Below are 21,773 nucleotides of genomic sequence, written 5' to 3' on the forward strand. Positions count from 1 at the left end.
AGGTGCCGCCCCGGGGCCGGTCGCAGGGTCTCCCCGGGGGTCAGACCTCCAGGGTCGCGGTCAGGCGGGTGTCGGTGAGGGAGTGTGCGGCCCGCACCTCGTAGGCGCCGGGGACGAGGGTCCAGTCGTTCTTCGCCTCGTCCCAGATCTCGAAGGCGCGGCGGGGCAGCGTGATCTCCGCCTCGACGGTCTCGCCGGGGCCGGCCTCGACGCCGCCGAAGCCGGCCAGCCACCGTTCGGGGCGGTCGACGCCGTCGGCGTGGGGCGCCAGGTAGATCTGGACGACCTCGCGGCCGGGCCGGTCGCCGGTGTTGGTGACCCGGACGGTGACCGCGTCGGGGCGGGCGTCGAGGGAGTCGTACGACCAGGTGGTGTAGCCGAGGCCGTGCCCGAAGGCGTACGCGGGGGCCGTCCGCAGCCGGTCCCAGGCGCGGTAGCCGATGAAGAGGCCCTCTTCGTAGGCGAGTTGGCCGTCGACGGGGGTGACGTCGGTGACGGGTACGTCGGCGAGGGCGCCGGGCCAGGTGGTGGGGAGGCGGCCGCCGGGCTCCTCGGCGCCGGTGAGGACGTCGGCGAGGGCCGCGCCGCCCTCCTGGCCGGGGAACCAGCTGAGCAGGATCGCGGCCACGTCCTCGCGCCAGGGCAGTTCGACCGGGGAGCCGGCGTTGACGACGACGACGGTGTTCGGGTTGACGGCGGCCACGGCCCGTACGAGGTCGTCCTGGCGGCCGGGGAGGGCGAGGTCCTTGCGGTCGAAGCCCTCGGACTCGACGCGCTCGGTGGTGGCGACGACCACGACGGCGGTGTCGGCGGCGCGGGCGGCCTCGACGGCCTCGGCGATCAGTTCGTCGGGGTCACGGCGGGGACCGAGGTGGACGAAGGAGAAGACGACGGCCGGCAGCGGGACCGCGAACTCCTTGTCCAGGGTGTGGAGCAGGGACACCTCGACGGTCTCGCCCGCGGTGAGCGTGACCTTGGCGCGCTCGACCGGGGCGCCGAAGAGGGCCTCGAAGGGGTCGGTCTCGGGGCCCATGGCCTGGACGCCGTCGAAGACGGTCTCGCCGGCGACGGTGAGGGTGTAGGCGCCGAGGCCGCGGGTGCCGAAGGAGTGCGGGCCCGTCTCGCGCGGGGTGAAGGTGCCGACGACCTCGATGGAGGCGAGGGTCTCGTGGGTGACGCCGGCCGGGAGGTCGTCACCGATCCACTGGACCTGTCCGTTGGGCAGGGAGCCCTCGCCGAGGAGTCGTCCCTCGGCGTCACGGCAGCGGGCGCGGAGGGTGAAGCCCTGTTCGGCGGGGGCGAGTTCGTCGCTGGGGTCGGCGCCGGTCACATACGTCAGGGTCCCTTCGGGCAGGGCGGCGGTGAGGCCGTCGAGCGGGGAGACGACGTGGTCGGGGAAGACCTGGGCGGACCCGCCGCCGAGGACGCGGGCGTCGCGGGCGGCGGCGCCGGAGAGGGCGACGGTGCCGTTCCCGAGGGGCAGGGCGGCGTTCTCGTTGCGTACGAGGACGAACCCGCGGCGGGCGATCTCGCGGGCGAGGGCGTCGCCGTCGACGGGGGCGGGGGGTTCGGTGACGACCGGCGGGGCGCCTTCGAGGGCGCCGACGCGGGCGGCGAGCCGCAGGACGTTGCGTACGGCCGTGTCGACGGCGGACTCCTCGACCTCGCCGGCGCGGACGGCGGCGGCGAGGGCCTCGCCGTAGACGGTGACGGGGCCGGGCATGGCGACGTCGAGGCCGCCCTCGATGTCGCCGGTGGTGGAGCGGGCGGCCATCCAGTCGGAGACGTTGAAGCCGTCGAAGCCCCACTCGCCGCGCAGGACCCCGTTCACGAGGTACCGGTGCTCGGTCATCGTCACGCCGTTGACCTGGTTGTAGGCGGTCATGATGCCCCAGGGGTGGGCGTTCCTGACGATGGCCTCGAAGGGGGCGAGGTAGAGCTCGCGGAGGGGGCGCGGGGCGATCCTGTTGTCGACGGTGAAGCGGTCGGTCTCGGCGTCGTTGGCGACGAAGTGCTTGACCGTGGTGCCGACGCCGCCGTCCTGCACGCCCTGGACGTAGCCGGTACCGATCTCGCCGGTGAGGAAGGGGTCCTCGCTGTAGGCCTCGAAGTGGCGGCCGCCGAGCGGGGTGCGGTGCAGGTTGACGGTGGGTGCGAGGAGGACGTGGACGCCCTTGCGGCGGGCCTCCTGGGCGAGGAGGCGGCCGGCGCGGCGGGCGAGCGCGGGGTCCCAGGCGGCGGCGAGGGCGGTCGGGGACGGCAGGGCGACGGACGGGTCGTCGGCGGTCCAGCGGACGCCTCGGACGCCGATGGGGCCGTCGGACATGACCAGGGACTTCAGGCCGATCTCGGGCAGCGCGGGCAGGGACCACATGTCCTGGCCGCCGAGCAGCCTCGCCTTGGCGTCCAGGTCGAGCTTGGCGAGCGCCGTCTCGACGGCCTGTTCCCGTGCCGTGTCCGCGCCGGTCTGCGTCATGGCCGTACCTCCTCGTTGACGTACTGGTGACCCCGATGCGGTCATGGTGCACCCATCCGCCTGTAGAACGGTAGGTAACGTGATCGTCTTGTTATTTTTACCGGGAGGGTACGGTCCTGTCGGACACTCGAACGCTCGGAAGGGGGCCACGGCGATGGTGCGGGCCAGAAGCGAGGAACGGCGGGCGGACATCCTCCGCGCATCCCTCGAAGTGATCGCCGAACGCGGCTACCGGGGCGCCACCCTGGGCTCCGTCGCCGAACGGGTCGGGCTGACCCAGCAGGGACTCCTGCACTACTTCCCGACGAAGGAGGCGCTCCTCGTCGCCGTCCTGGAGGAGCGCGACCGCTGGGACACCAGCGGCGGCCGGGACCCCGAGGGCTGGCGGCTCGACCTGATCGACTCCCTCGTCGAGTACAACGCCATGCGGCCGGGCATCGTGCAGACCTTCTCCGCGCTGCTTGGCGAGAGCGTGACCGAGGGGCACCCGGCGCGGGAGTTCTTCACCGAGCGGTACGCGCAGGTGCGGGCGAACATGGCGCGGGTGCTGCGCCTGGAGTTCGGCGAGCGGCTGCCCGGCGGACTCACCCCGGAGCGGGCGGCCCCGCTGCTCACGGCGGTGATGGACGGCCTCCAGTACCAGTGGCTCCTGGACCCGTCGGCGGTGGACATGCCGTCGGCCTTCCGCGACTTCCTGCGGCTGCTGCGAGGGGATGAGCGATGATGGCGGGCATGATCGTCGCAGCCACCCAGTTCGCCCCGGTCGCAGGGGACATCGACGCCAACGTCCGTACGGTCGCCGGTCTGGTCAGGGCCGCCGGGGCGGAGGGGGCCCGAGTGGTCGTCTTCGCCGAGCTCTGCCTCAGCGGGTACGAGCCGACCCTGATCAGGGACACCCCGGGTCTGGTCCTCACCGAGGACGACCCACGGCTCGAACCCGTACGGGAGGCCTGCCGGGAGGTCTCGGCCGCGGCCGTGGTCAACGGGCCGGTGCGGACGGCGGACGGGCGGACCGGACTCGCCTCGCTGGTGATCGGCCCCGACGGGTCGCTCCTCGCCCGTTACGACAAGCAGAACCTGTACGGGATCGAGCTGGACGTCTTCGCGGCGGGCACCGCCGACGGGCGGTTCACGCTCGACGGGGTGCGGTTCGCGACCGCCACCTGCTACGACAACCGCTTCCCCGAACTGGCCGAGCGGGCCGCCGCCGACGGCTGCGCGGTCTACCTGGCGAGTTCGGTGCTCTCCGCCGACAACGACTCGTTCGAGAAGGTGTATCCGGTACGGGCCCGGGACTTCGGTCTGTACGTGGTCCTCGGCAACGTCCTCGGCGCCAACGAGGACGGGGTCGGCACCGGCCTGGCCGGGGCCTGGGGCCCGGACGGTGAGCGGATCGCCGACGCGGGCCCCGACACGGCGGGGTTCGTCCTCGCCGAGGTCGGCTGATGCCCCCGGGAACGCGCCGGGGCCAGGCGGCCGCGGGAGTGCGGCCGCCCGGCTTCGGGATCAGTCGTAGGACAGGTCTCCGGCCGCGTAACGGCAGGTGACGCCATCGGGGCCGGTGCCGATCTCCTTGGGCTCCTTGCCGGTGTTGTTGCCGGTGAAGCGGGTGCACGGCTTGATCTTCTTGCCGGCGTCGCCGTGGACGCGGATGTTCCGCAGGGTGGCGGTGTCGCCGTAGTTGGCGTTGACGCCGACGATCGACTTGCCGGGCGTGGTGATGTCGACGTCGTTGATCAGGATGGTGCGCGGGTACTGCTTCTTGCAGTTCCCGCAGGAGCGGACCAGCTTGCCGAAGTCGGAGACCTGGAACTTGGTCACGACCAGCTTGCCCGCGCCGTTGAACTGGAAGACCTTGTCGGACGCGCTCTTCGCGCCGCCGCCGTAGACCGCGTACACCGACGACGCCGAGGTGCCCTTGAAGGTGGCGGCGTCCTCGCCGACGTTCTCCCACCAGACGTTCTGCAGGGTGCAGCTGCCGAGGCAGTGGACCCCGTCGGCGGCCGGCGAGCCGAGGATCACGTTCTTGAGGACCGCGCCGTCCTTGAGGACGAAGACGGGCTTCTGGCTCTCGCCCTGGCCGTCGGAGCCCAGCTCACCGGTGCCGTAGAAGCGCTTGAGCTTGCCGTCGTAGGTGCCGGAGACCTCGATGGACGCGGGGACCGGCTTGCTGCCCTTCGCCTGGGGCCACGCGGCCACCGTCGGGGCGGCGGGCGCGGCGCCCGCCGGGGCGAGCAGCGAGCTGGTGACGAGGGCCGCACCCGTGATGCCGAGGGCGCTCAGGCCGCCGATGAGGGCGCGGCGGCGGCCCGTCTTCCGCTTGTGGGACGTCATGTGCTCTTCCTTCAGTGGGGGAGGTGGTGCATCCCCTTGTCGCCACCGGAGGAAGGAAGGTTGCCGCGTTCTTGATCGTTTTCCTGCGCGTCGCCCTCACGGTCGTCGTCGGCCGTCTCGCCGCGCAGGTCACGGGCCATCAGGGTGGCGCCCGCGACGGCTCCCGGCATCAGGAAGACGGCGACGAACGGCACCAGGAAGGCGAGGGTCAGCGGCACGCCGAAGCCGAGGACGGCGGTCCGGCGCCCGCGCAGCAGCCCGAGGCGCTCCTTGAGCTCGACGCCCCGGCGCTGGAAAGCGACCGCGGTCAGTTCCTCGGCGAGGAAGAAGCCGGAGACGCAGAAGCCGATGACGGGGACGACGGTCTGGCCGACGACCGGGATGAAACCGCAGGCGAAGAGCAGGATGCCGTAGAACGCGACGCGCAGCAGGACGCGCAGGCTGTCACGGGCGGAGATCCACAGCTCGCGCCAGAGCGGCAGCCCCGACTCGGGCACCTCGCCGCCCTCGCTGCGGTCGACGGCCTCGGACAGCGACTCGTAGAACGGCTGGCCCACGAGCAGGGTGACGGCGGTGAACGTGATGACCGCGAGGAACAGCCCGAAGGCGAAGACCAGCGCGGTCAGGGTGCCGCGGAAGACGTCGACCCAGGGCGAGGTCCAGTCGTCGGCGAACGGCGTCGCCCAGGCGGTCAGGTCGTCGGCGCCGTAACCGAGACCGACGAGCGCGCCCGCGTAGAGGACCAGGGTCACGAGCCCCGGGAGCAGCCCGAAGCCGAACCACCGTCCGTGCCGGCCCACCCACTTCTGGCCCTGTACCAGGTAACCGAAACCCACCCCGAAATCGCGCATGGAGCCACTTTATCGGGGGTCCCCGGACCGGCGGCGGGCCGAACGCGGCGAGGACCGCACCCCGGGGAGGGGTGCGGTCCTCGTTCCGTACCGCGGTCCGGACTCCGCGCGCCTGGACTCAGACGGCGAGCTCGACCGTGATGTTGCCCCGGGTCGCCTTGGAGTACGGGCAGACCTGGTGCGCCTTCTCGATCAGGCTCTTCGCGGTCTCGACGTCCACGTTCGGGATGGTCGCCGAGATCTTGACGATGATGCCGAAGCCGTCGTCGTTCTTGCCGATGCCGACCTCGGCGGTGACCGTCGCGCCCGAGACGTCGGCGTTCTCGTTGCGGGCGACGACGCCGAGGGCGCCCTGGAAGCAGGCGCTGTAGCCCGCCGCGAAGAGCTGCTCGGGGTTGGTGCCCGCGCCGGAGCCGCCCATGGCCTTGGGCGGGTTGACGACGACGTCGAGCCGGCCGTCGTCGGTGGCGACACGGCCGTCACGCCCGTTCTCGGCGGTGGCGACGGCGGTGTAGAGGACGTCGGAGTGCTGGATCGACATGCGAGGTACTTCCTTCATGGGTTCGCCGCGACTCGCGCCCACGATCGCGACGGCTGAGGGAAGACTAACGGGTCACACCGAGACGATCATCTTTCCGGTGTTGTCACCGCGGAGCAGACCGAGGAAGGCCTCCACGCCGTTCCCGATCCCGTCGACGAAGGTCTCGCGGTGCTTCAGCTCGCCGGAGCCGAGCCAGCCGCCGACCTCCTGGACGAACTGCTGCTGCAGGCCGTAGTGGTCGCCGACGAGGACGCCCTGGAGACGCAGCCGCTTGCCGATGATCATCGCCATGTTGCGGGGACCCGCCACCGGCTCGGTGTCGTTGTACTGGGCGATCATGCCGCAGATGGTGGCGCGGCCGTGCACGTTGAGCGTGGAGATCGCGGCTTCGAGGTGCTCCCCGCCGACGTTGTCGAAGTAGACGTCGATGCCGTCGGGGGCGGCCTCGCGGAGCTGGTCCTTGACCGGGCCGTTCTTGTAGTTGAAGGCGGCGTCGAAGCCGAGCTCCTCGACGAGGAACTTGACCTTCTCGTCGGATCCGGCCGAGCCGATGACCCGGGAGGCGCCCCTGAGGCGCGCCATCTGACCGACCTGGCTGCCGACGGCACCGGCGGCGCCGGAGACGAAGACCGCGTCGCCCTCCTTGAAGGAGGCGACGTCGAAGAGGCCCGCGTAGGCCGTGAGGCCCGTCATGCCGAGCACGCCCAGGTAGGCGGAGAGGGGGGCCAGCGCCGGGTCGACCTTGGTCGCGTGCTGCGCCGGGACCTCGGCGTACTCGCGCCAGCCGAGGCCGTGCAGGACGTGGTCGCCGACGGCGAAGCCCTCGGCGTTGGAGGCGACGACCTCGCCGACCGCGCCGCCGTCCATCGGGTGGTCCAGCTTGAACGGCGGGATGTAGGACTTCACGTCGTTCATCCGGCCCCGCATGTACGGGTCGACGGAGAAGTGCAGGTTGCGCACCAGGACGCGACCCTCGGCGGGCTCGGTGACCGGGGTCTCGCGCAGGGCGAAGTCCGCGGGGGTCGGCCAGCCGTGCGGACGGGCGACGAGGTGCCACTCACGGCTGGACGCGGGAAGAACGGACATGAGCACGGCCTCCGATAAAAGCTTGAGATCACAAACGATTCACTGACTGAAACAACCATGCGCCTACATATTTCATGTTGTCAAGCATCCGGGTACGATGGATCCCATGGCCACCTCACGCACGGACCCCGTCACCCTCGAAGTCGTCGAGCTCATCGGCGCGGTCGTGGCGCGCTACCACGCGGAGTACGAGCAGGCGGCCGGACAGCACGCGCTGACCGGCGCGCAGGCCCGGGTCCTCGGTCTGCTGACGCTCGACCCGCTGCCGATGCGCCGCATCGCCCAGAAGCTGAAGTGCGAGCCGTCGAACATCACCGGGATCGTGGACCGGCTGGAAGCGCGCGGCCTGGTCGAGCGCCGCCCCGACCCGGCCGACCGCCGCGTCAAGCTGGCCGTCCCCACCGACGAGGGCCGCGACACGGCCCGCCGGCTGCGCGAGTCCCTCGACTTCGCCCGCGAGCCCCTCGGCGAGCTCACCGAGGCCGAGCGCACCGTGCTGCGGGACCTGCTGAAGCGCATGCTGGGCGAGGTCTGAGGCTCTCAAAGCCTCAGACGGTGGCGGGCTCCGGGGCGGCGCCGTCGAAGGGCGGGTAGTTCTCGTCGCTCGTCCGCTCGGCAGCGTCGATGTACGCGGCGAGGGCCCCGCGCGACCGGGCGAGCCGGTCCATCTGCTCGTCGATCCGCCCCATCCGCGACCGCATCGCGGCCAGGAGTTCAGGGCATCCGAGCAACTCCGGCGCCTCGCCGACCGCGCACGGCAGCAGGTACGCGATGTCCTCCGAGGACAGGCCCGCGTCGAGGAGGTGCCGGATCTGCCGCACCCGCAGCACGGCGCTCTCGTCGTACTCGCGATAGCCGTTCGCGCCCCGCCCCGCCTCAAGCAGGCCCTGGGCCTCGTAGTAGCGCAGCTGATGGGTGTTCAGACCCGTCCGGCGGCCCAGCTCCCCGATCCGCATCGAAGTTCCCCCTTGACCTTCACACCGGTATCAACGTCGACGATGCTGCCATGAACGACACCACCACCACACCTGTGACAGTCATCGGACTCGGGCTGATGGGCCAGGCACTCGCCGGCGCCTTCCTGAGGGCCGGACACCCCACGACCGTATGGAACAGGACGTCCGCCAAGGCCGACCGGCTCGTGGCCGAAGGCGCGCTGCGGGCGGCGTCGGTCGGCGACGCGGTCGCGGCCGGCGGCCTGACGGTCATCTGCGTCACCGACTACGGGGCCGTGCGCGAGCTGCTCGGCGCGAGCGACGTCGCCCTGGACGGCACGACCCTCGTCAACCTGACCTCGGGCGACTCGGTCCAGGCCAGGGAGACGGCCCGCTGGGCCGGGGAGCGGGGCGCCCGCTACCTGGACGGCGCCGTCATGGCCGTCCCGCCGGTGATCGGGACCGCCGACGCGGTGATCCTGCACAGCGGGCCGGCCGCGGTCTTCGAGGCGCACGCCGCCACGCTCGGCGCGCTCGGCGCCGTCACCCACCTCGGCGACGACCCGGGCCTCGCCTCCCTGTACGACGTGGCCGGCCTCGCCATGATGTGGAGCGTCCTGAACGCCTGGCTCCAGGGCACCGCGCTGCTCAGGACGGCCGGCGTCGACGCCAGGACGTACGCGCCGTTCGCGCGGCAGATCGCCGCCGGGGTCGCCGACTGGCTGCCCGGGTACGCCGAGCAGGTCGACAGCGGCTCCTTCCCCGCCGAGGTGGCGGCCCTGGAGACCGACGTACGGGCGATGGCGCACCTGGTGGAGGAGAGCGAGGCCGCCGGGATCAACGCCGAACTGCCCAGGCTGCTCAAGGCGATGGCGGACCGCTCGGTCGCCGCCGGGCACGGCAAGGAGCAGTACCCGGTGCTGATCGAGGAGTTCGTCACGCCCCGGGGCGCCTGAGGGGGACCGGCAGGACCCGGACGGCGGGCTTCAGACGCACCACCAGAGGAAGCGGGTGCAGTTCGGGGACGGCGTCGGGGTCGGGGGCGGAGTGGTGGCGGTCGGTGCGGGGCTCGTGGTCGAGGGGGTGGGGCCGCCGGTCGTCGCCGAGGGGGACGGCGTCCCGTCGCCGTCCGTGGCCGAGGGGGTCGCGGTGGGCGTGGCGGACGGGGACGCCGGGTCGGTGGCGGTCGGCGATCCCGTGGGGGCACCCTCTCCCCCGCTTCCCGTGCCGGGTCCCATACCCGTACCCGTACCTGATCCCGTACCCGGTCCCGATCCCGTGCCCGCGCTGGATCCCGCGACCGGGCGGCCCGTCGCCGGGGCCGCGCTCACGTGGCGGGGGCGCGTCGACGTCTCCGAGGCGACCGGGGACGGGCCCGAGCCGTCCGGGAGGTCGCTCGCGACGGGCTCGGGGGACAGCGTGACCTCGGGGACGTCCTGCTCCTCGACGGCCGAGGCGGCGCCCAGGGCCTCCGGCTCCTCCAGGGCCATGCGCACGAGGCTCAGGGTCCCGGCGGCGAGCACCAGGCCGAGGGTTCCCACCAGGACCGTACGAGCACGGCTTCCCCTCGCCCGTCTGCCCCTGCGCGTGGCGGCGCGGCCCTGGGCGGCCGGGCGGCCGCGGGCGGCGCGGCGTCCGCCGGAGGCCGGGCGGGGACGCTCGACGACGTCGAGTTCGTAGACGTGCTCGGACCCGACGGGCGGGACCGGCTCGAACTGCTCGGCCTGCTCGACCGGATCGACCCGCGGGGTCGGGTAGGTCGACTGGGTCGGCTGAGTCGGGTACGTCGGCTGGACGGGTATGTGGGGGGTCTCGTACCGCAGTTCCTCGACGGGAGTCCCGCACCCGGCACAGGCGAGGGCCCCGTTGAGATGCCGCCGGCACGCGTGGCAGTAGTCCATGGGCCCCGCAGGCTATGCGGCCCAGCACGGCCCCAGGTAGGCGCGGAAGTGAGGATCCTGTGAGGAAACCGCAGGTCGACGGCGGTGCGCCGCGATTCTCCCGCTTCGGGCCTTCCTGGTTGCCCGTCCCTCGGCAGGGCCTGCCTCTCGGATCAGGCCGGATCAGGGAGCGGGGCCTGGTGCGTGCGATCGCAAGGCGGAGGAGGGAGCCGACGCGGAGCGGTGGGGGTACCGCCCTGCTCGAGCGAAGCCGAGAGCTTGGGGGAGAGTGACGACGACGCGGCGAGCGTGCGCGCCAGGCCCCGCGAGCCCGGCACGATCCGAAAGGCAGGCCCTGACCCCGGGCGGCGCATCCCAGCGCGCGCCACGCCGCTGACGGCCGGACGATGCGAACAGGACCGCGAAACGCGAAACACCTCGCCCGTGCCAGCACCGCACTCCGGAGGATCCGCCGTGACCGTCAGCCTTGAGCAGCTGCGTCGTTGCCATGTCGCCGTCGACCTGGGTGCCGCCCGCACCCGGGTCTTCGTCAAGGGCGCCGGACTCGTCGTCGACGAGCCGAGCGTCGCAGCCGTCAACACCCGTACCGGAGCGCTGATCGCCGTCGGCGCGCTCGCCGAGAAGATGACCGGCCGCACCCCCGACTACATCCGGGTCGTCAGACCGGTGTCGGGCGGCACGGTCGTCGACATCGAGATGGCGCAGCGGATGCTGCGTCACCTCCTCGGCGAGAAGCTCCGCCGCCAGCTGCGCCGCAAGCCGCGGCTGCGCGCCGCCGCCTGCACCCCGCACGACAGCGACCCGCTCGCGCAGCGCGCCGCCGTGGAGACCCTCGTCGGTCTCGGGGCGCGCCGGGTCGAGCTGGTCGACACGCTGATCGCGGCGGCCGTGGGCTGCGGGCTTCCGGTGGAGCAGCCGACGGCGACCATGATCATGGTGTGCGGGGCGGCGACCACGCAGGTCGCGGTGCTCTCGCTCGGCGCGATCGTCACGGCGGAGCGGATGCCGGTCGGCGGCGACGCCATCGACCACGCCGTCATCCAGCACCTGCGCCACCACCACGAGCTGATGCTGCCGAGCCAGTCGGTGCGTCCGCTGCAGCTGGCCCTCAGCGGGAACGGCCTGACGCCGCACGGCCCCGCCTGGACCGAGATCCACGGCCGGGACGTCGCGACGGGCCTCGCCCGTTCGGTGACCGTCGACACCGCCGCCGTACGGGAGGCGATCCACACGCCGCTGACGGCGGTCCTCGACGGCATCGGGAAGGTGCTGCGGGACTGCCCGCCGGATCTGGTGGCCGACCTCGCGGACCGCGGGATCATGATGGTGGGCGGCAGCGCCCTGCTGCCGGGGCTCGACCAGATGCTGCGCGAGGCGACCGGCATGCCGGTGCACATCGCGGAACGCCCGGACGTGTGCGCGGTGCTGGGGCTCGGGGCGATGCTGGAGGGCAGGGTCCAGCCGATGATCCTCGACCCGCTGGCGGAGCGTGACCCGCTGGCCGACGACGACTGAGCCTCGGCGACCCCGAAACGAACCGGCGGAACGACCCGACGAAACGACCCGACGAAACGACCCGACGAAACGACCCGATTCGTATGACGATGAGACCATGACGATCATGGACGAGGACAGGGACGAGGCCCGGGACGAGAGCACCGACTCGGACCCGGGGGACAGCCCCCGTCTGCCCATGCTGCTCGAAGCGGTCCTCAGCGTCGGCACGGACCTCGAACTCCGCACCACCCTCCAGCACATCGTGGACTCCGCCACCGAGCTGACCGGGGCCCGCTACGGCGCGCTCGGGGTCGTCGACCCCGAGCGCCGCCGGCTCACCGGACTCCTCACCTCCGGCGTGCCCGAGGAGGAGCGGCAGCGCCTCGCCCGTCTCCCCGACGACCACACCGGGCTGCTCGACGTCCCGATCCGCGTGCACACCGAGGTCTTCGGCCATCTGTACCTCGCCGAGAGGCGAACGGGCGGTTTCACCGACGAGGACCAGGGCCTGCTCCGCGTCCTCGCCTCGCAGGCCGGGATCGCCATCGGCAACGCCCGTCTGTACGAGACCGCCCGGCAGCGGGAGCGCTGGATCGAGGGCGCGGCGGCGGTGACCACGGCCCTGCTCACCGGCGCGTCCGCCGAGAACGCCCTGATGACCGTGGCCGAGCAGGCCCGGATCCTCGCCGGCGCCTCGGCGGGGGTGGTCCTCCAGCCCACCACGGAGGGCGGGATGGAGATCGTCGCCGCGTCGACGACGGACGACCCGGGTGATCTGGTCGGTACGACGATCGCGCCCGGCTCTCCCGTCCTCGTCCAACTGCTTGGCGGCGAGCCGGTGTTCGTGGAGGACTCGGCCACCGATCCCCGGATGACCACCCATGTGCGGTCCCGTTTCGGCCCGTCGATGATGCTGCCGCTGCAGAGCGGCGGGAAGCTCATCGGCACCCTCGCCCTCCCCCGGCGGCGCGGCGACCTTCCCTACTCGGCGGTGGACCGGCTCCTCGCCTCGCAGTTCGCCTCGCAGGCGGCGCTCGCGCTCGTCCTCGCGGACGCGCGGCACGACAGGGAACGGCTCGCGGTGTTCGAGGACCGGGACCGGATCGCCCGCGACCTGCACGACCTGGTCGTCCAGCGCCTGTTCGCGACGGAGATGATGCTGGAGTCCACCCGGCGGCGGGCGGCCGGTTCCGCCGACGAGAACGAGCTGCTCGGTCGGGCGGTGGACGAGCTGGACTCCACGATCCAGGAGGTCCGTACGACCATCTTCGCGCTTCAGCAGCCGCCCGCGGACGCGCCGGCGTCCTTCCGCGGGAAGGTGCTCAGGGAGACCGGCGGGGCCGCGGTCCTGCTCGGCTTCCAGCCGTCCGTGCACTTCTCCGGTGCGGTCGACACCCTCGTGGACGAGGAGTCGGAGGGGAAGCTCCTCGGCGCCCTGCGCGGAGCCCTCGCGGCGGCGCACCGGCGGTCGGGGGTCGGGGCGCTCACGGTCGAGGTGTCGGCCGGGGCCGGGGGCGTCCGCCTCCGGGTCGAGGACGACGGCACCCCGCCGACGGTGGTGACCTGGCCGTAGAGGTATTCGGGTGACCTGGCCGTAAAGGTATTCGGGTGACCTGGCCGTAAAGGCATTCAGACGCCGGCGCGCGCGGCTACCCGTACGGAGCAGCCCGGCGCGCCGCCCCCGTCGCCCCGATCTTGACTGGGGGCGTGACGACCGAGAGCAAGGCCCCGGCAGCGGCGGCCTACCGCAATCTGGCGATGGCCACGATCGGCTTCACGCTCACCTTCTGGGCGTGGGACCTGATCGCGCCGATCGCGAGCTGGTACGGCGACCGGCTCGACCTCAGCTCCTTCCAGCAGTCGCTGCTCGTCGCGGTCCCCGTCCTGGTCGGCTCGGTCGGCCGCATTCCGGCCGGGGCGCTGACGGACCGCTACGGGGCGAAGCTGATGTTCCCGCTCGTCTCCGCGCTCACGATCATCCCCGTGCTGCTCCTCATCGTGGTCAAGGACAGCTACGGCCTGCTGCTGGTGGTCGCCTTCCTCCTGGGCCTCGGCGGCACGACGTTCGCCATCGGCATCCCGCTGGTCAACTCCTGGTTCCCGCCCGAGAAGCGCGGCCTGGCGCTCGGGGTGTTCGGCATGGGCATGGGCGGTGTGGCGCTCTCCGGCTACTTCACGCCCCGGATCGCCGAGCACGGCGAGAACCTGCCGTTCATCGTGGTGGCCGTCGCGCTGGCCGCGTACGCGGTGCTCGCCACGTTCCTCATCACGGACCGGCCCGACCGGCCCGTGCCGACGGAGCCGCTCGGGATCCGGCTGCGCTCGGCGGGCCGGCTGCGGGTGACGTGGGAGCTGTCGGCGCTGTACGCGATCGGCTTCGGCGGCATCGTCGCGTTCGGCGTCTACCTGCCGACGTACCTCAAAACCTGGTACGAGCTCGACCCGACGGACGCGGGCACCAAGGCCGCCGGGTTCGCCCTGGTCACGGTGGTCTTCCGGCCGATCGGCGGCTGGCTGTCGGACCGGGTCCACCCGGCGCAGGTCACGGCCGTCGCGCTCGGCACGGTCGCCCTGCTCGCGATCGTCCAGGCCTTCGACCCGCCGCTGAACCCGGGCGGCACGACCGCCCTGCTCATCATGGCGGCCGGGCTCGGCACGGCGAGCGGCTCCGTCTTCGCCCTGGTCTCCCAGGTCACGCCGCAGGCCAAGGTGGGCAGCGTGACCGGCATCGTCGGCGCGATGGGCGGGCTCGGCGGCTTCCTGCCGCCGCTCGTGATGGGCGCGATCTACAGCTCCAAGGGCTCGTACTCGATCGGCTTCATGCTGCTGTCCGACCTGGCGCTCGCGGGCTGCGTGTACGCGTACGGGCGGATGCGCGGAATCCGGCCGGACGGCGGGGAGCCGGCGCCGGAAGCGACGAAGGTCACGGCCGGCAGGCCCTGACTGCCCGGCGGAACGTACTCCTCACCCCGGAGAATGCTCCCCGGCAACCCTCGACCTCGACCCCGAGGAGTACGACCGGTGAGTGCGCTCTTCCCGGCCCTTGCGGCCCCTTCCGCCCGGCCCGCGCTGCGTTTCGGCACGGACACCCTGACGTACGAGGAACTGGCGCGGGCCGCCGGGGCCCTGGCGGCCCGGATCGGGGGCGCGGGGCGGGTCGCCGTCCGGGCCACGCCGACCGCGCACACGGCGGTCGCGGTGGTCGCCACCCTGATGGCGGGCGTTCCCGCCGTACCGCTCAATCCGCGGACGGGCGAGCGGGAGCTGGCGCACATCCTCGGCGACAGCGAGCCCACGGTGGTGCTCGCCGGGCCCGGGGACGAGCTGCCCGCCGGTCTCGCGGGGCTTCCCCGGATCGACGTGGACCTCGCGGGGCCCGCAGGGCCCCTACCGGCGGAACCGGCCGACCCCGAGTCCCCCGCCCTCGTCGTCTACACCTCCGGCACCACCGGCCCCCCGAAGGGAGTCGTCCTGTCCCGGCGGGCGATCGGCGCGTCCCTCGACGCGCTCGCCGACGCCTGGTCGTGGACGGCCGACGACGTCCTCGTGCACGCGCTGCCGCTGTTCCACGTCCACGGGCTGATCCTCGGGATCCTGGGGCCGCTGCGGCGGGGCGGCGAGGTGCGGCACCTGGGCGCGTTCTCGGCGGAGGGCGTGGCGCGGGAGCTGGGCGCCGGGGGCGGCACCATGCTGTTCGGCGTACCGACCATGTACCACCGGCTCGCGGACGCGCTCGCCGCCGACCCGGCGCTCGTCGCGTCGATGGCGGGCGCGCGGCTCCTCGTGTCGGGTTCGGCGGCGCTGCCGGTCCACGACCACGAACGGATCACGGCGGCGACGGGCCGGACGGTGGTCGAGCGGTACGGGATGACCGAGACGCTCATGAACACCAGCGTGCGGCCGGGCGCCGGGCCGCGCCCCGGGACCGTCGGGACCCCGCTCGCGGGGGTCGACCTGCGGCTCGTGGACGAGGACGGTTCCGTACTGAAGGAGCTGGACGGGGAGACGGTCGGCGAGGTGCAGGTGCGGGGCCCGAACCTGTTCTCCGGCTACCTCAACCGGCCGGAGGCGACGGCGGAGGCCTTCGACGGCGACTGGTTCCGCACCGGCGACATGGCGGTCCGGGAGGCGGACGGCGCGGTGCGTCTGGTGGGCCGCAAGGCCACCGACCTGATCAAGAGCGGCGGCTACAAGATCGGTGCGGGCGAGATAGAGAACGCCCTCCTCGACCACCCCGGCATACGCGAGGCGGCCGTCACCGGCGAGCCCGACCCGGACCTGGGCGAGCGGATCGTGGCCTGGGTGGTGCCGGCGGACGCGTCGGCGCCCCCTGCGGCGGCGGAGCTCGCCGATCACGTGGCGCGTCTCCTCGCCCCGCACAAGCGGCCCCGGACGGTGCGCTATCTCGACGCGCTCCCCCGCAACGACATGGGCAAGGTCCTGAAGAAGGCGCTCCCGGCCAGGAGTTGACGGCGCGGAGGCCGGACCCCTCCTCGCCGAAAGGCCGGGCCCCCTTCCTCGCGGGAAGGAGGCCCGGCCCTGAGCGTGCCGGGCGTCACCTCACGCCGACCGCGCGGATCAGCTCCTGCTTGACCGAGCCGCCCCGGTCGTCGCTCGCGCCGGCCCGCAGCGAGACGGAGTCGGCGCCGGACGGGACGCGCAGCTCGCCGGTCCAGGCCGCGCCGCGCCACGACTTCCTGAGGGCGACCTTCGTCCAGGTCGCGCCCTCGTCGTAGGAGACCTCCAGGGTGCCGGAGGCGATGGTGCCGGTGCCGGTCGCGCCCTCGACGTACTCGGCGGAGATCCCGACGGGCAGCCTGCTCCCGGCCCGGACGTCACCGTTGAGGTCGGTGTCCAGGTCGAAGCCGAGGTTGAGCATCGGCAGGTAGGTGATCCGGTCGGCCGGGGTCTCGGCGGAGCGGAACGTCCACTCGCTGTGGCCCTTGCTCCCGAGCCGCCAGCGGGCCGGGTCGAGCGCGGTGTCGGTGACGACCTTGTACGTGGCCTCCTCGGCCGGCGCGTCCCAGGCGTAGGCGCCGGAGCTCATTTTCCGGTCGACGCGGACCCCGTCGACGTACACCTCGGTGTACTGGGTCATCGTGTCGTCGCTCCACACGTTGCCGAAGCCGGTGTGGTCGGTGCCGGAGTCGCCCCAGCCGGGGGTGTTGAAGCGCAGGTCGTTGCCGGTGCGCTGCTGGCCCCAGCCGAGGCCGGTGCCCAGCCAGGGGTGCCAGACGGGGCCGAACCAGTCGAGCGCGACCCGGCTGCCGCCCCGGTAGGAGGGGGTGCCGCCGCGCTGCTCCAGGGAGTCGCCGAGGTCGACGGACTCGTGCCAGCGCTGGCCGGTGCCGGTGGAGACGTACTCGGTGCGCTCGGTCGGGAAGGCGATCCACTCCTTGAAGCCGAAGCCGATCGGGAAGGTGTCGGTGATCGAGTAGCGGAACTCGCCGCCCAGTTCCTTCCGCTTGGTCGGCATGCGGAAGGTGGAGCCGATGGTGGCGAGTTCGTCCTCGTCGGGGCGGAAGACCAGGTCGGTCCCGATGGCGCCGGGGTGCCCCTCGGAGAGGTCGTACGTGAACGGGGTGAAGCGGGTGCCGGTCAGGTCGACGCGGCCGCCCCGGGCCGCACCGGCCGCCAGCCGGTTCGCGTCGGCGGTGTTGACGGTGGCGACCGGCAGGGGCCGGTCCTGGTAGTCGGCGGTGCCGAACCACTTCATCAGGCGGCCTGCCCGGTCGTCGGTGACGAACAGGACCTTGGCGCCGGCGTCCTGGGCGGTCTGGGCGAGCGCGGTCGGGTCGGCGCCGCCGGTCAGCCGGACGAGGACGGCCTTGCCGGTGACGTTCCTGCCCGCGTACTCGGCGGGGGTGCCGGTGCCCGCGTCGACCAGGCCGAGGCGGTGACCGCCCTCCAGGAGGCCAGTGCCGCCCTGCGGGGTGGCGCCGGAGAGCCGGACGCCGCCGACGCTCGCGTCGAGCACGGGCTTGCCCAGCCGCCAGACGGTCCGGTACTCGAAGGTGCCGGTCGCGGGCTCACGGGTGGGCGCGGCGAAGACCGAGTCGTACAGCGGCGGGACCTGGACGGCTCCTCCGTAGGAGGCGCCGTTCGCCTGCCGGTCGAACTCCATGAGGAGCTGCCGGGTCTCGGTGCGCCTCTCGACCTCGGCGCGGATCTCGCGCAGCCGCCGGCCGTCGAGGGTGATCTCGCGGTCGCGGTCGAGGGTGATCTCCGGCTCGGTGAGGAAGCCGAGGCCGAGGGAGTCGGCGCCGTGGGAGCCGCGCACGTCGAGGAAGGTGTCGACGGTGTACGTGCCGGGCTTGAGGCGCAGTTCGAGGGTGCCGGACTCGCCGACCGTGGCCGGGAAGGGGTCCTCGCCCCGGGCGAGCTTCTGGACGCCGAGGTAGGCGGGGGCGGGGGCGCCGTCGCGGTCCTTGACGTGGACGGTGAGGGTGTAGCGCTCCTCCTCCTTCACCAGGCCGAGCGCGGTGTGCGCGACGGGCGCGCCTCCTGCGGTGGCGGTGATCCGGCCGGAGGACTGCCCGACGGGGGCCTCGGCGCCGTCGCCGGTGACGGTGGTGGACGCGGTGCCGTGGGCGGGGACGGTGAGGGCGGTGTCGGCGAGGGCGGTGACCCCGGCCGGCATGCCTTCCACGGCGAGGTTCAACTCGACCGGCGCGTCGGAAGAGTTGGTGTAGGTGACGGTCTTCGTGACCGGCTTGTTCGTCTCGTAGGGCCAGGAGAAGAAGCCGAGGTCGGCGGAGCCGGTCGCGGTGACGTTCGCGGAGATCGCGGCGGCCACGTCGACCCGTCCGGAGCCGAGCGCGTACGAGGAGGCGTCGAGGGTCTTCGACGACGACATCAGCGCGTCCTTGAGCCGGGCGCCGGTCCAGTCGGGGTGCTTCTCGGCGAGCAGGGCGGCGACACCGGCGATGTGCGGGGTCGCCATCGACGTACCGCTCATGGAGGTGTAGAGGCCGCTTCCGGCGGCGAGCTGCGAGCGGGCGGCGAGGATGTCGACGCCGGGGGCCGACAGGTCGGGCTTGAGGGCCTGGTCGCCGTGGCGGGGGCCCTGGCTGGTGAAGTACGCGGCATCGTCGGACGGGTCGACGGCGCCCACGGTGAGGGCGGAGTCGGCGGCGCCGGGCGAGCCGATGGAGCCGGGGGCGCCGGAGTTGCCCGCGGCGATGACGAAGAGGGCGCCGGTCTCGGCGGACAGGGTGTCGACGGCCTGGGCCATCGGGTCGGTGCCGTCGCTCGGTTCGCGCGAGCCGAGGCTCATCGAGACGATCTTCGCGTCGATGTCCTTGGCGGCCCACTCCATGCCGGCGATGATCTGCGACTCGGAGCCGGAGCCCTCGTCGCTGAGGACCTTGCCGACGGCGAGGGTGGCGCCGGGGGCGACGCCCTTCTCCTTGCCGTCGGAGCCCGCGCCGCTGCCGCCGACGGTGGAGGCGACGTGCGTGCCGTGGCCGTCGCGGTCGGCGACCTCCTGGCCCTCGATGAAGGACTTCGACTCGGCGACCCGGCCCGCCAGGTCGGGGTGGCCGAGGTCGGCGCCGGTGTCGAGGACGGCGACCTTCACGCCCTTGCCGGTGAGCCCGGCCTCCCAGGCCTTCGGGGTGCCGATCTGCGCGTTGGACTCGGCCATGGCGACGTCGACCCTGCCGTCGAGCCAGACCTTGGCGGGGGCGGCGGCGGCCCGGGCATTCGGGGCGGCCGTGAAGCCGCGCCAGAAGGCGGCGGGGTCGGTGGCCGTGACGGCGGCGCCGCCGATGCTCGGCAGCGCGCGGACGGTCTGGGCACCGCGCGGGGTGACCGATGCGGTCCGCGCGCGACTGCCTCCGTACGTGACGATCAGTGGCAGTTCGCCGGTGACGCCCTGCTCGACGAGGCCGGTGACGTCGAAGAGACGCGGGTCGAGGGCGCCGGACTCCAGGTAGGGGCGGGCCTCGTCGGGGACGACGGTGACCCGGCCGTCGGCGATCCGGCTGCGTATCGCGCCGGTGGCGCCCTCGGCCCGGTCGACGGTGACGGTCTGCTGTCCGCCGCCGAGGTCGGTGAGGGTCACGCGGTCGCCGGTGACCAGGGTGACGGTGGCGCTCGTCGGCGCCCTGAACGTCTCCGGTACGGCGGAGGTGGCGGTCCCGGCGGCGGCGGTCTGCCCGGCCGGGAGCAGCACGAGGGAGACGCCCGCGGCGAGCAGCGCGACTCTCCCTCTGCCGAAGGGTGTGGTCCTCGACGTCATCGTTGGAACTCCTCGCGGACCCGGGGTCGGGGGTGTTTTCCGGGTGCTGCGAGGAGTCTTGGCCCAGGTGGCGGGAGTTGGGTCCGCTCACTCCTGGCGGTTATGTGCCGTGGCGGCCAACCGCCAGAACAGGACGTGCCGTTCGGGGAGAATTGCTCACGGAGTCGGGTCGAGGGCGTCGTACCGGCGGAAACCGCGCCCGTACAGGGCGAGGACGCCGACCGCGAGGACGCAGGCGATCCCGCCGCCCGTGACGGCGACGGCCGGCGAGGTCAGGTCGGCGACCGAGCCGGCGAGGAAGTCGCCGAGGCGAGGGCCTCCGGCGACGACCACGATGAACACGCCCTGGAGCCGGCCGCGCATCTCGTCCGGCGCGGCGACCTGCATCATCGTGTTGCGGAAGATCATCGAGACGGTGTCGGAGTATCCCGCGAGGGCGAGCAGGAGCAGCCCGAGCCAGAGGTTCCTGGTGAGCCCGAAGACGGCGATGGCGGTGCCCCAGCAGGCCACCGCGATCAGGATCGCCTGCCCGTGGTGGCGGATACGGCCCTGCCAGCCGGACAGTACTCCGCCGAGCAGCGCCCCGAACGCGGGCGCCGCGACGAGGAGTCCGGCCGTCTTGGCGTCGCCGCCGAACCAGACCACGGCGACGGCCGGGAACAGGGCGCGGGGGTGGGCCAGGATCATCGCGCAGAAGTCCGAGAGGAACGTCATGCGCAGGTTGGGGCGGGTGGCGAGGAACCGCAGCCCGTCGAGGACCGAGGCCCGCTTGCCCCCCTTGCGGTCGGGGAGCATCGACGGCAGCCGCCACATCGCGTAGAGGCTCGCGGAGAAGGCGACGGCGTCGATCAGGTACGCGGTCTGGAACCCGGCGAACCCGACGATCAGACCGCCGAGGCTGGGCCCCACCAGCATCCCGAAGGTCATGACCATCGAGTTGAGCGCGTTGGCGGCGCGCAGCTGCTCGGGCGGCAGGAGCCGGGGGATCATCGACGTGCGGGCGGGCGAGTTGAGGGCGGCGCAGACGGCCTGGAGGGCGACGATCCCGTACAGGAACCAGACCCGGTGGAAGCCGGCGAACGCGGCGGCGGCGAGGGCGATCGAGAGCACGGCGGAGCCGCAGGCGCTGTAGAGACCGAGCTTGCGGCGGTCGACGGTGTCCGCGATGGCGCCGCCGTACAGGCCGAAGACGACCAGCGGCACGAGGGAGAAGAGCCCGACGAGCCCGACGGAGAAGGGCGAGCGGGTGATGTCGTACACCTGGAGGGAGACGGCGAGGGCCGTCATGCCCTGGCCGACCCAGGAGATGGTGCTGCCGAACCAGAGACGGCGGTAGTGCGGGGAGGTGCGCAGCGGGGTGAGGTCGGCGAAGACCCGGCGGCGGTCCTGCTCCTCCCGCTCCTCCTTGGTGGCCGTCACGCGACGTCGTACCGGAGCTCGGGGCGGTCCCAGTGGATGTGCCCGGCGTGCGGGACCGTCCCGGTGCGGACGGCGCCGGTGCGCAGGTAGAACTCCTCGGCGGGCGGATGCGAGACGACGCGTACGGACCGCAGCCCGGCGGCCCTGGCCTGCCCGCTCATGTGCGCCATGAGCCGCCGCCCGATGCCGAGGCCCTGGGCGCTGTCGGCGACGAAGGCGAGGTCGAGCTCGGCGTCGTCGACGAGGAGCGCGTAGAACCCGAGCACGCGGCCGTCCTCGTCGACGGCGACGAAGACGGGGTGGTGCTCGATGTACGGACCGCCGACCTGGTACCCGTCGACCATGCCGGCGTAGTCCCCCCGGTAGGCCCGGGAACCCCGGACGAGCCGGGTGAGCCGTTTGGAGTCGTCGGCGGTGGCGCGCCGGATGGTGATGTCGGGCATGGGGTGAGTATAGGGGCGTGGGTGGAGATCGATCCTTACGTTTTGGTG

Annotated in this window: 18 protein-coding genes; 8 read left to right on the forward strand and 10 right to left on the reverse strand. The window is 72.9% G+C overall.

Annotated features, from left to right (window positions below; translation table 11 throughout):
* Positions 1-40: 40 nt before the first annotated feature.
* Complete coding sequence (locus tag ACIA8N_RS03105) at positions 41-2,476, reverse strand: glycoside hydrolase family 3 C-terminal domain-containing protein (RefSeq protein ID WP_365777545.1); 2,436 nt, start codon at positions 2,474-2,476, stop codon at positions 41-43.
* A 154-nt stretch (positions 2,477-2,630) separates the two neighbouring features.
* Between ACIA8N_RS03105 and ACIA8N_RS03110 the strand changes: the two genes are divergently transcribed.
* Together ACIA8N_RS03110 and ACIA8N_RS03115 are read left to right on the forward strand one after the other, a co-directional pair.
* Positions 2,631-3,200, forward strand: coding sequence for a TetR/AcrR family transcriptional regulator (locus ACIA8N_RS03110; RefSeq protein WP_365777547.1), 570 nt, complete (start codon positions 2,631-2,633; stop codon positions 3,198-3,200).
* Between the two features lie 8 nt (positions 3,201-3,208).
* Positions 3,209-3,922: a carbon-nitrogen hydrolase family protein gene (locus ACIA8N_RS03115; RefSeq protein ID WP_365777549.1), complete on the forward strand. Its 714-nt coding sequence runs from the start codon at positions 3,209-3,211 to the stop codon at positions 3,920-3,922.
* 60 nt (positions 3,923-3,982) lie between these two features.
* Here the strand turns inward: ACIA8N_RS03115 and ACIA8N_RS03120 are convergent, their stop codons facing one another.
* The 4 genes from ACIA8N_RS03120 to ACIA8N_RS03135 all read right to left on the reverse strand — a co-directional run bounded on the left by ACIA8N_RS03120 (position 3,983) and on the right by ACIA8N_RS03135 (position 7,288).
* Positions 3,983-4,810: a pectate lyase gene (locus ACIA8N_RS03120; protein ID WP_365777551.1), complete on the reverse strand. Its 828-nt coding sequence runs from the start codon at positions 4,808-4,810 to the stop codon at positions 3,983-3,985.
* Positions 4,811-4,821: 11 nt separating this feature from the next.
* On the reverse strand, positions 4,822-5,661 hold the full coding sequence (locus ACIA8N_RS03125) for an EI24 domain-containing protein (protein WP_365777553.1): 840 nt from the start codon (positions 5,659-5,661) through the stop codon (positions 4,822-4,824).
* A gap of 118 nt (positions 5,662-5,779) precedes the next feature.
* Positions 5,780-6,202, reverse strand: coding sequence for an organic hydroperoxide resistance protein (locus ACIA8N_RS03130; protein ID WP_365777555.1), 423 nt, complete (start codon positions 6,200-6,202; stop codon positions 5,780-5,782).
* A 72-nt stretch (positions 6,203-6,274) separates the two neighbouring features.
* Positions 6,275-7,288 (reverse strand): NADP-dependent oxidoreductase, encoded by a 1,014-nt coding sequence (locus ACIA8N_RS03135; protein WP_365777557.1) that lies wholly within the window; start codon positions 7,286-7,288, stop codon positions 6,275-6,277.
* A 106-nt stretch (positions 7,289-7,394) separates the two neighbouring features.
* Here ACIA8N_RS03135 and ACIA8N_RS03140 point away from each other — a divergent pair, with 106 nt between their 5' ends.
* Complete coding sequence (locus tag ACIA8N_RS03140) at positions 7,395-7,823, forward strand: MarR family transcriptional regulator (protein ID WP_365777559.1); 429 nt, start codon at positions 7,395-7,397, stop codon at positions 7,821-7,823.
* Between the two features lie 13 nt (positions 7,824-7,836).
* Here the strand turns inward: ACIA8N_RS03140 and ACIA8N_RS03145 are convergent, their stop codons facing one another.
* Positions 7,837-8,244: a MerR family transcriptional regulator gene (locus ACIA8N_RS03145; protein ID WP_365777561.1), complete on the reverse strand. Its 408-nt coding sequence runs from the start codon at positions 8,242-8,244 to the stop codon at positions 7,837-7,839.
* Positions 8,245-8,294: 50 nt separating this feature from the next.
* Between ACIA8N_RS03145 and ACIA8N_RS03150 the strand changes: the two genes are divergently transcribed.
* Positions 8,295-9,179, forward strand: a complete 885-nt coding sequence (locus ACIA8N_RS03150) for an NAD(P)-binding domain-containing protein (RefSeq protein WP_365777563.1) — start codon at positions 8,295-8,297, stop codon at positions 9,177-9,179.
* Between the two features lie 30 nt (positions 9,180-9,209).
* On the opposite strand, the gene ACIA8N_RS03155 is transcribed toward ACIA8N_RS03150, so the two are convergent.
* Positions 9,210-10,124 (reverse strand): hypothetical protein, encoded by a 915-nt coding sequence (locus ACIA8N_RS03155; protein WP_365777565.1) that lies wholly within the window; start codon positions 10,122-10,124, stop codon positions 9,210-9,212.
* A gap of 453 nt (positions 10,125-10,577) precedes the next feature.
* On the opposite strand from ACIA8N_RS03155, the gene ACIA8N_RS03160 reads away from it, so the two are divergent.
* From ACIA8N_RS03160 to ACIA8N_RS03175, 4 genes are all read left to right on the forward strand, one after another.
* The gene (locus ACIA8N_RS03160; RefSeq protein ID WP_365777567.1) at positions 10,578-11,639 is read left to right on the forward strand and encodes a rod shape-determining protein; all 1,062 of its coding nucleotides are present in this window, start codon (positions 10,578-10,580) and stop codon (positions 11,637-11,639) included.
* A 97-nt stretch (positions 11,640-11,736) separates the two neighbouring features.
* On the forward strand, positions 11,737-13,194 hold the full coding sequence (locus tag ACIA8N_RS03165; RefSeq protein WP_399415549.1) for a GAF domain-containing protein: 1,458 nt from the start codon (positions 11,737-11,739) through the stop codon (positions 13,192-13,194).
* A gap of 185 nt (positions 13,195-13,379) precedes the next feature.
* Positions 13,380-14,564: a NarK/NasA family nitrate transporter gene (locus ACIA8N_RS03170; protein ID WP_365777655.1), complete on the forward strand. Its 1,185-nt coding sequence runs from the start codon at positions 13,380-13,382 to the stop codon at positions 14,562-14,564.
* Positions 14,565-14,642: 78 nt separating this feature from the next.
* A complete protein-coding gene (locus ACIA8N_RS03175) occupies positions 14,643-16,091 on the forward strand; it encodes an acyl-CoA synthetase (RefSeq protein WP_365777569.1) in 1,449 nt (482 codons plus the stop codon).
* Positions 16,092-16,176: 85 nt separating this feature from the next.
* Here the strand turns inward: ACIA8N_RS03175 and ACIA8N_RS03180 are convergent, their stop codons facing one another.
* The 3 genes from ACIA8N_RS03180 to ACIA8N_RS03190 form a co-directional block, all read right to left on the reverse strand.
* Complete coding sequence (locus ACIA8N_RS03180; protein ID WP_365777571.1) at positions 16,177-19,863, reverse strand: S8 family serine peptidase; 3,687 nt, start codon at positions 19,861-19,863, stop codon at positions 16,177-16,179.
* 156 nt (positions 19,864-20,019) lie between these two features.
* Positions 20,020-21,282: an MFS transporter gene (locus ACIA8N_RS03185; RefSeq protein ID WP_365777573.1), complete on the reverse strand. Its 1,263-nt coding sequence runs from the start codon at positions 21,280-21,282 to the stop codon at positions 20,020-20,022.
* The gene (locus ACIA8N_RS03190; RefSeq protein ID WP_365777575.1) at positions 21,279-21,725 is read right to left on the reverse strand and encodes a GNAT family N-acetyltransferase; all 447 of its coding nucleotides are present in this window, start codon (positions 21,723-21,725) and stop codon (positions 21,279-21,281) included. Before ACIA8N_RS03190 ends, ACIA8N_RS03185 begins: the two co-directional genes overlap by 4 nt.
* Positions 21,726-21,773 lie beyond the last annotated feature (48 nt).

It is taken from the genome of Streptomyces sp. NPDC051822, assembly GCF_044452745.1.
Taxonomy (GTDB): domain Bacteria; phylum Actinomycetota; class Actinomycetes; order Streptomycetales; family Streptomycetaceae; genus Streptomyces.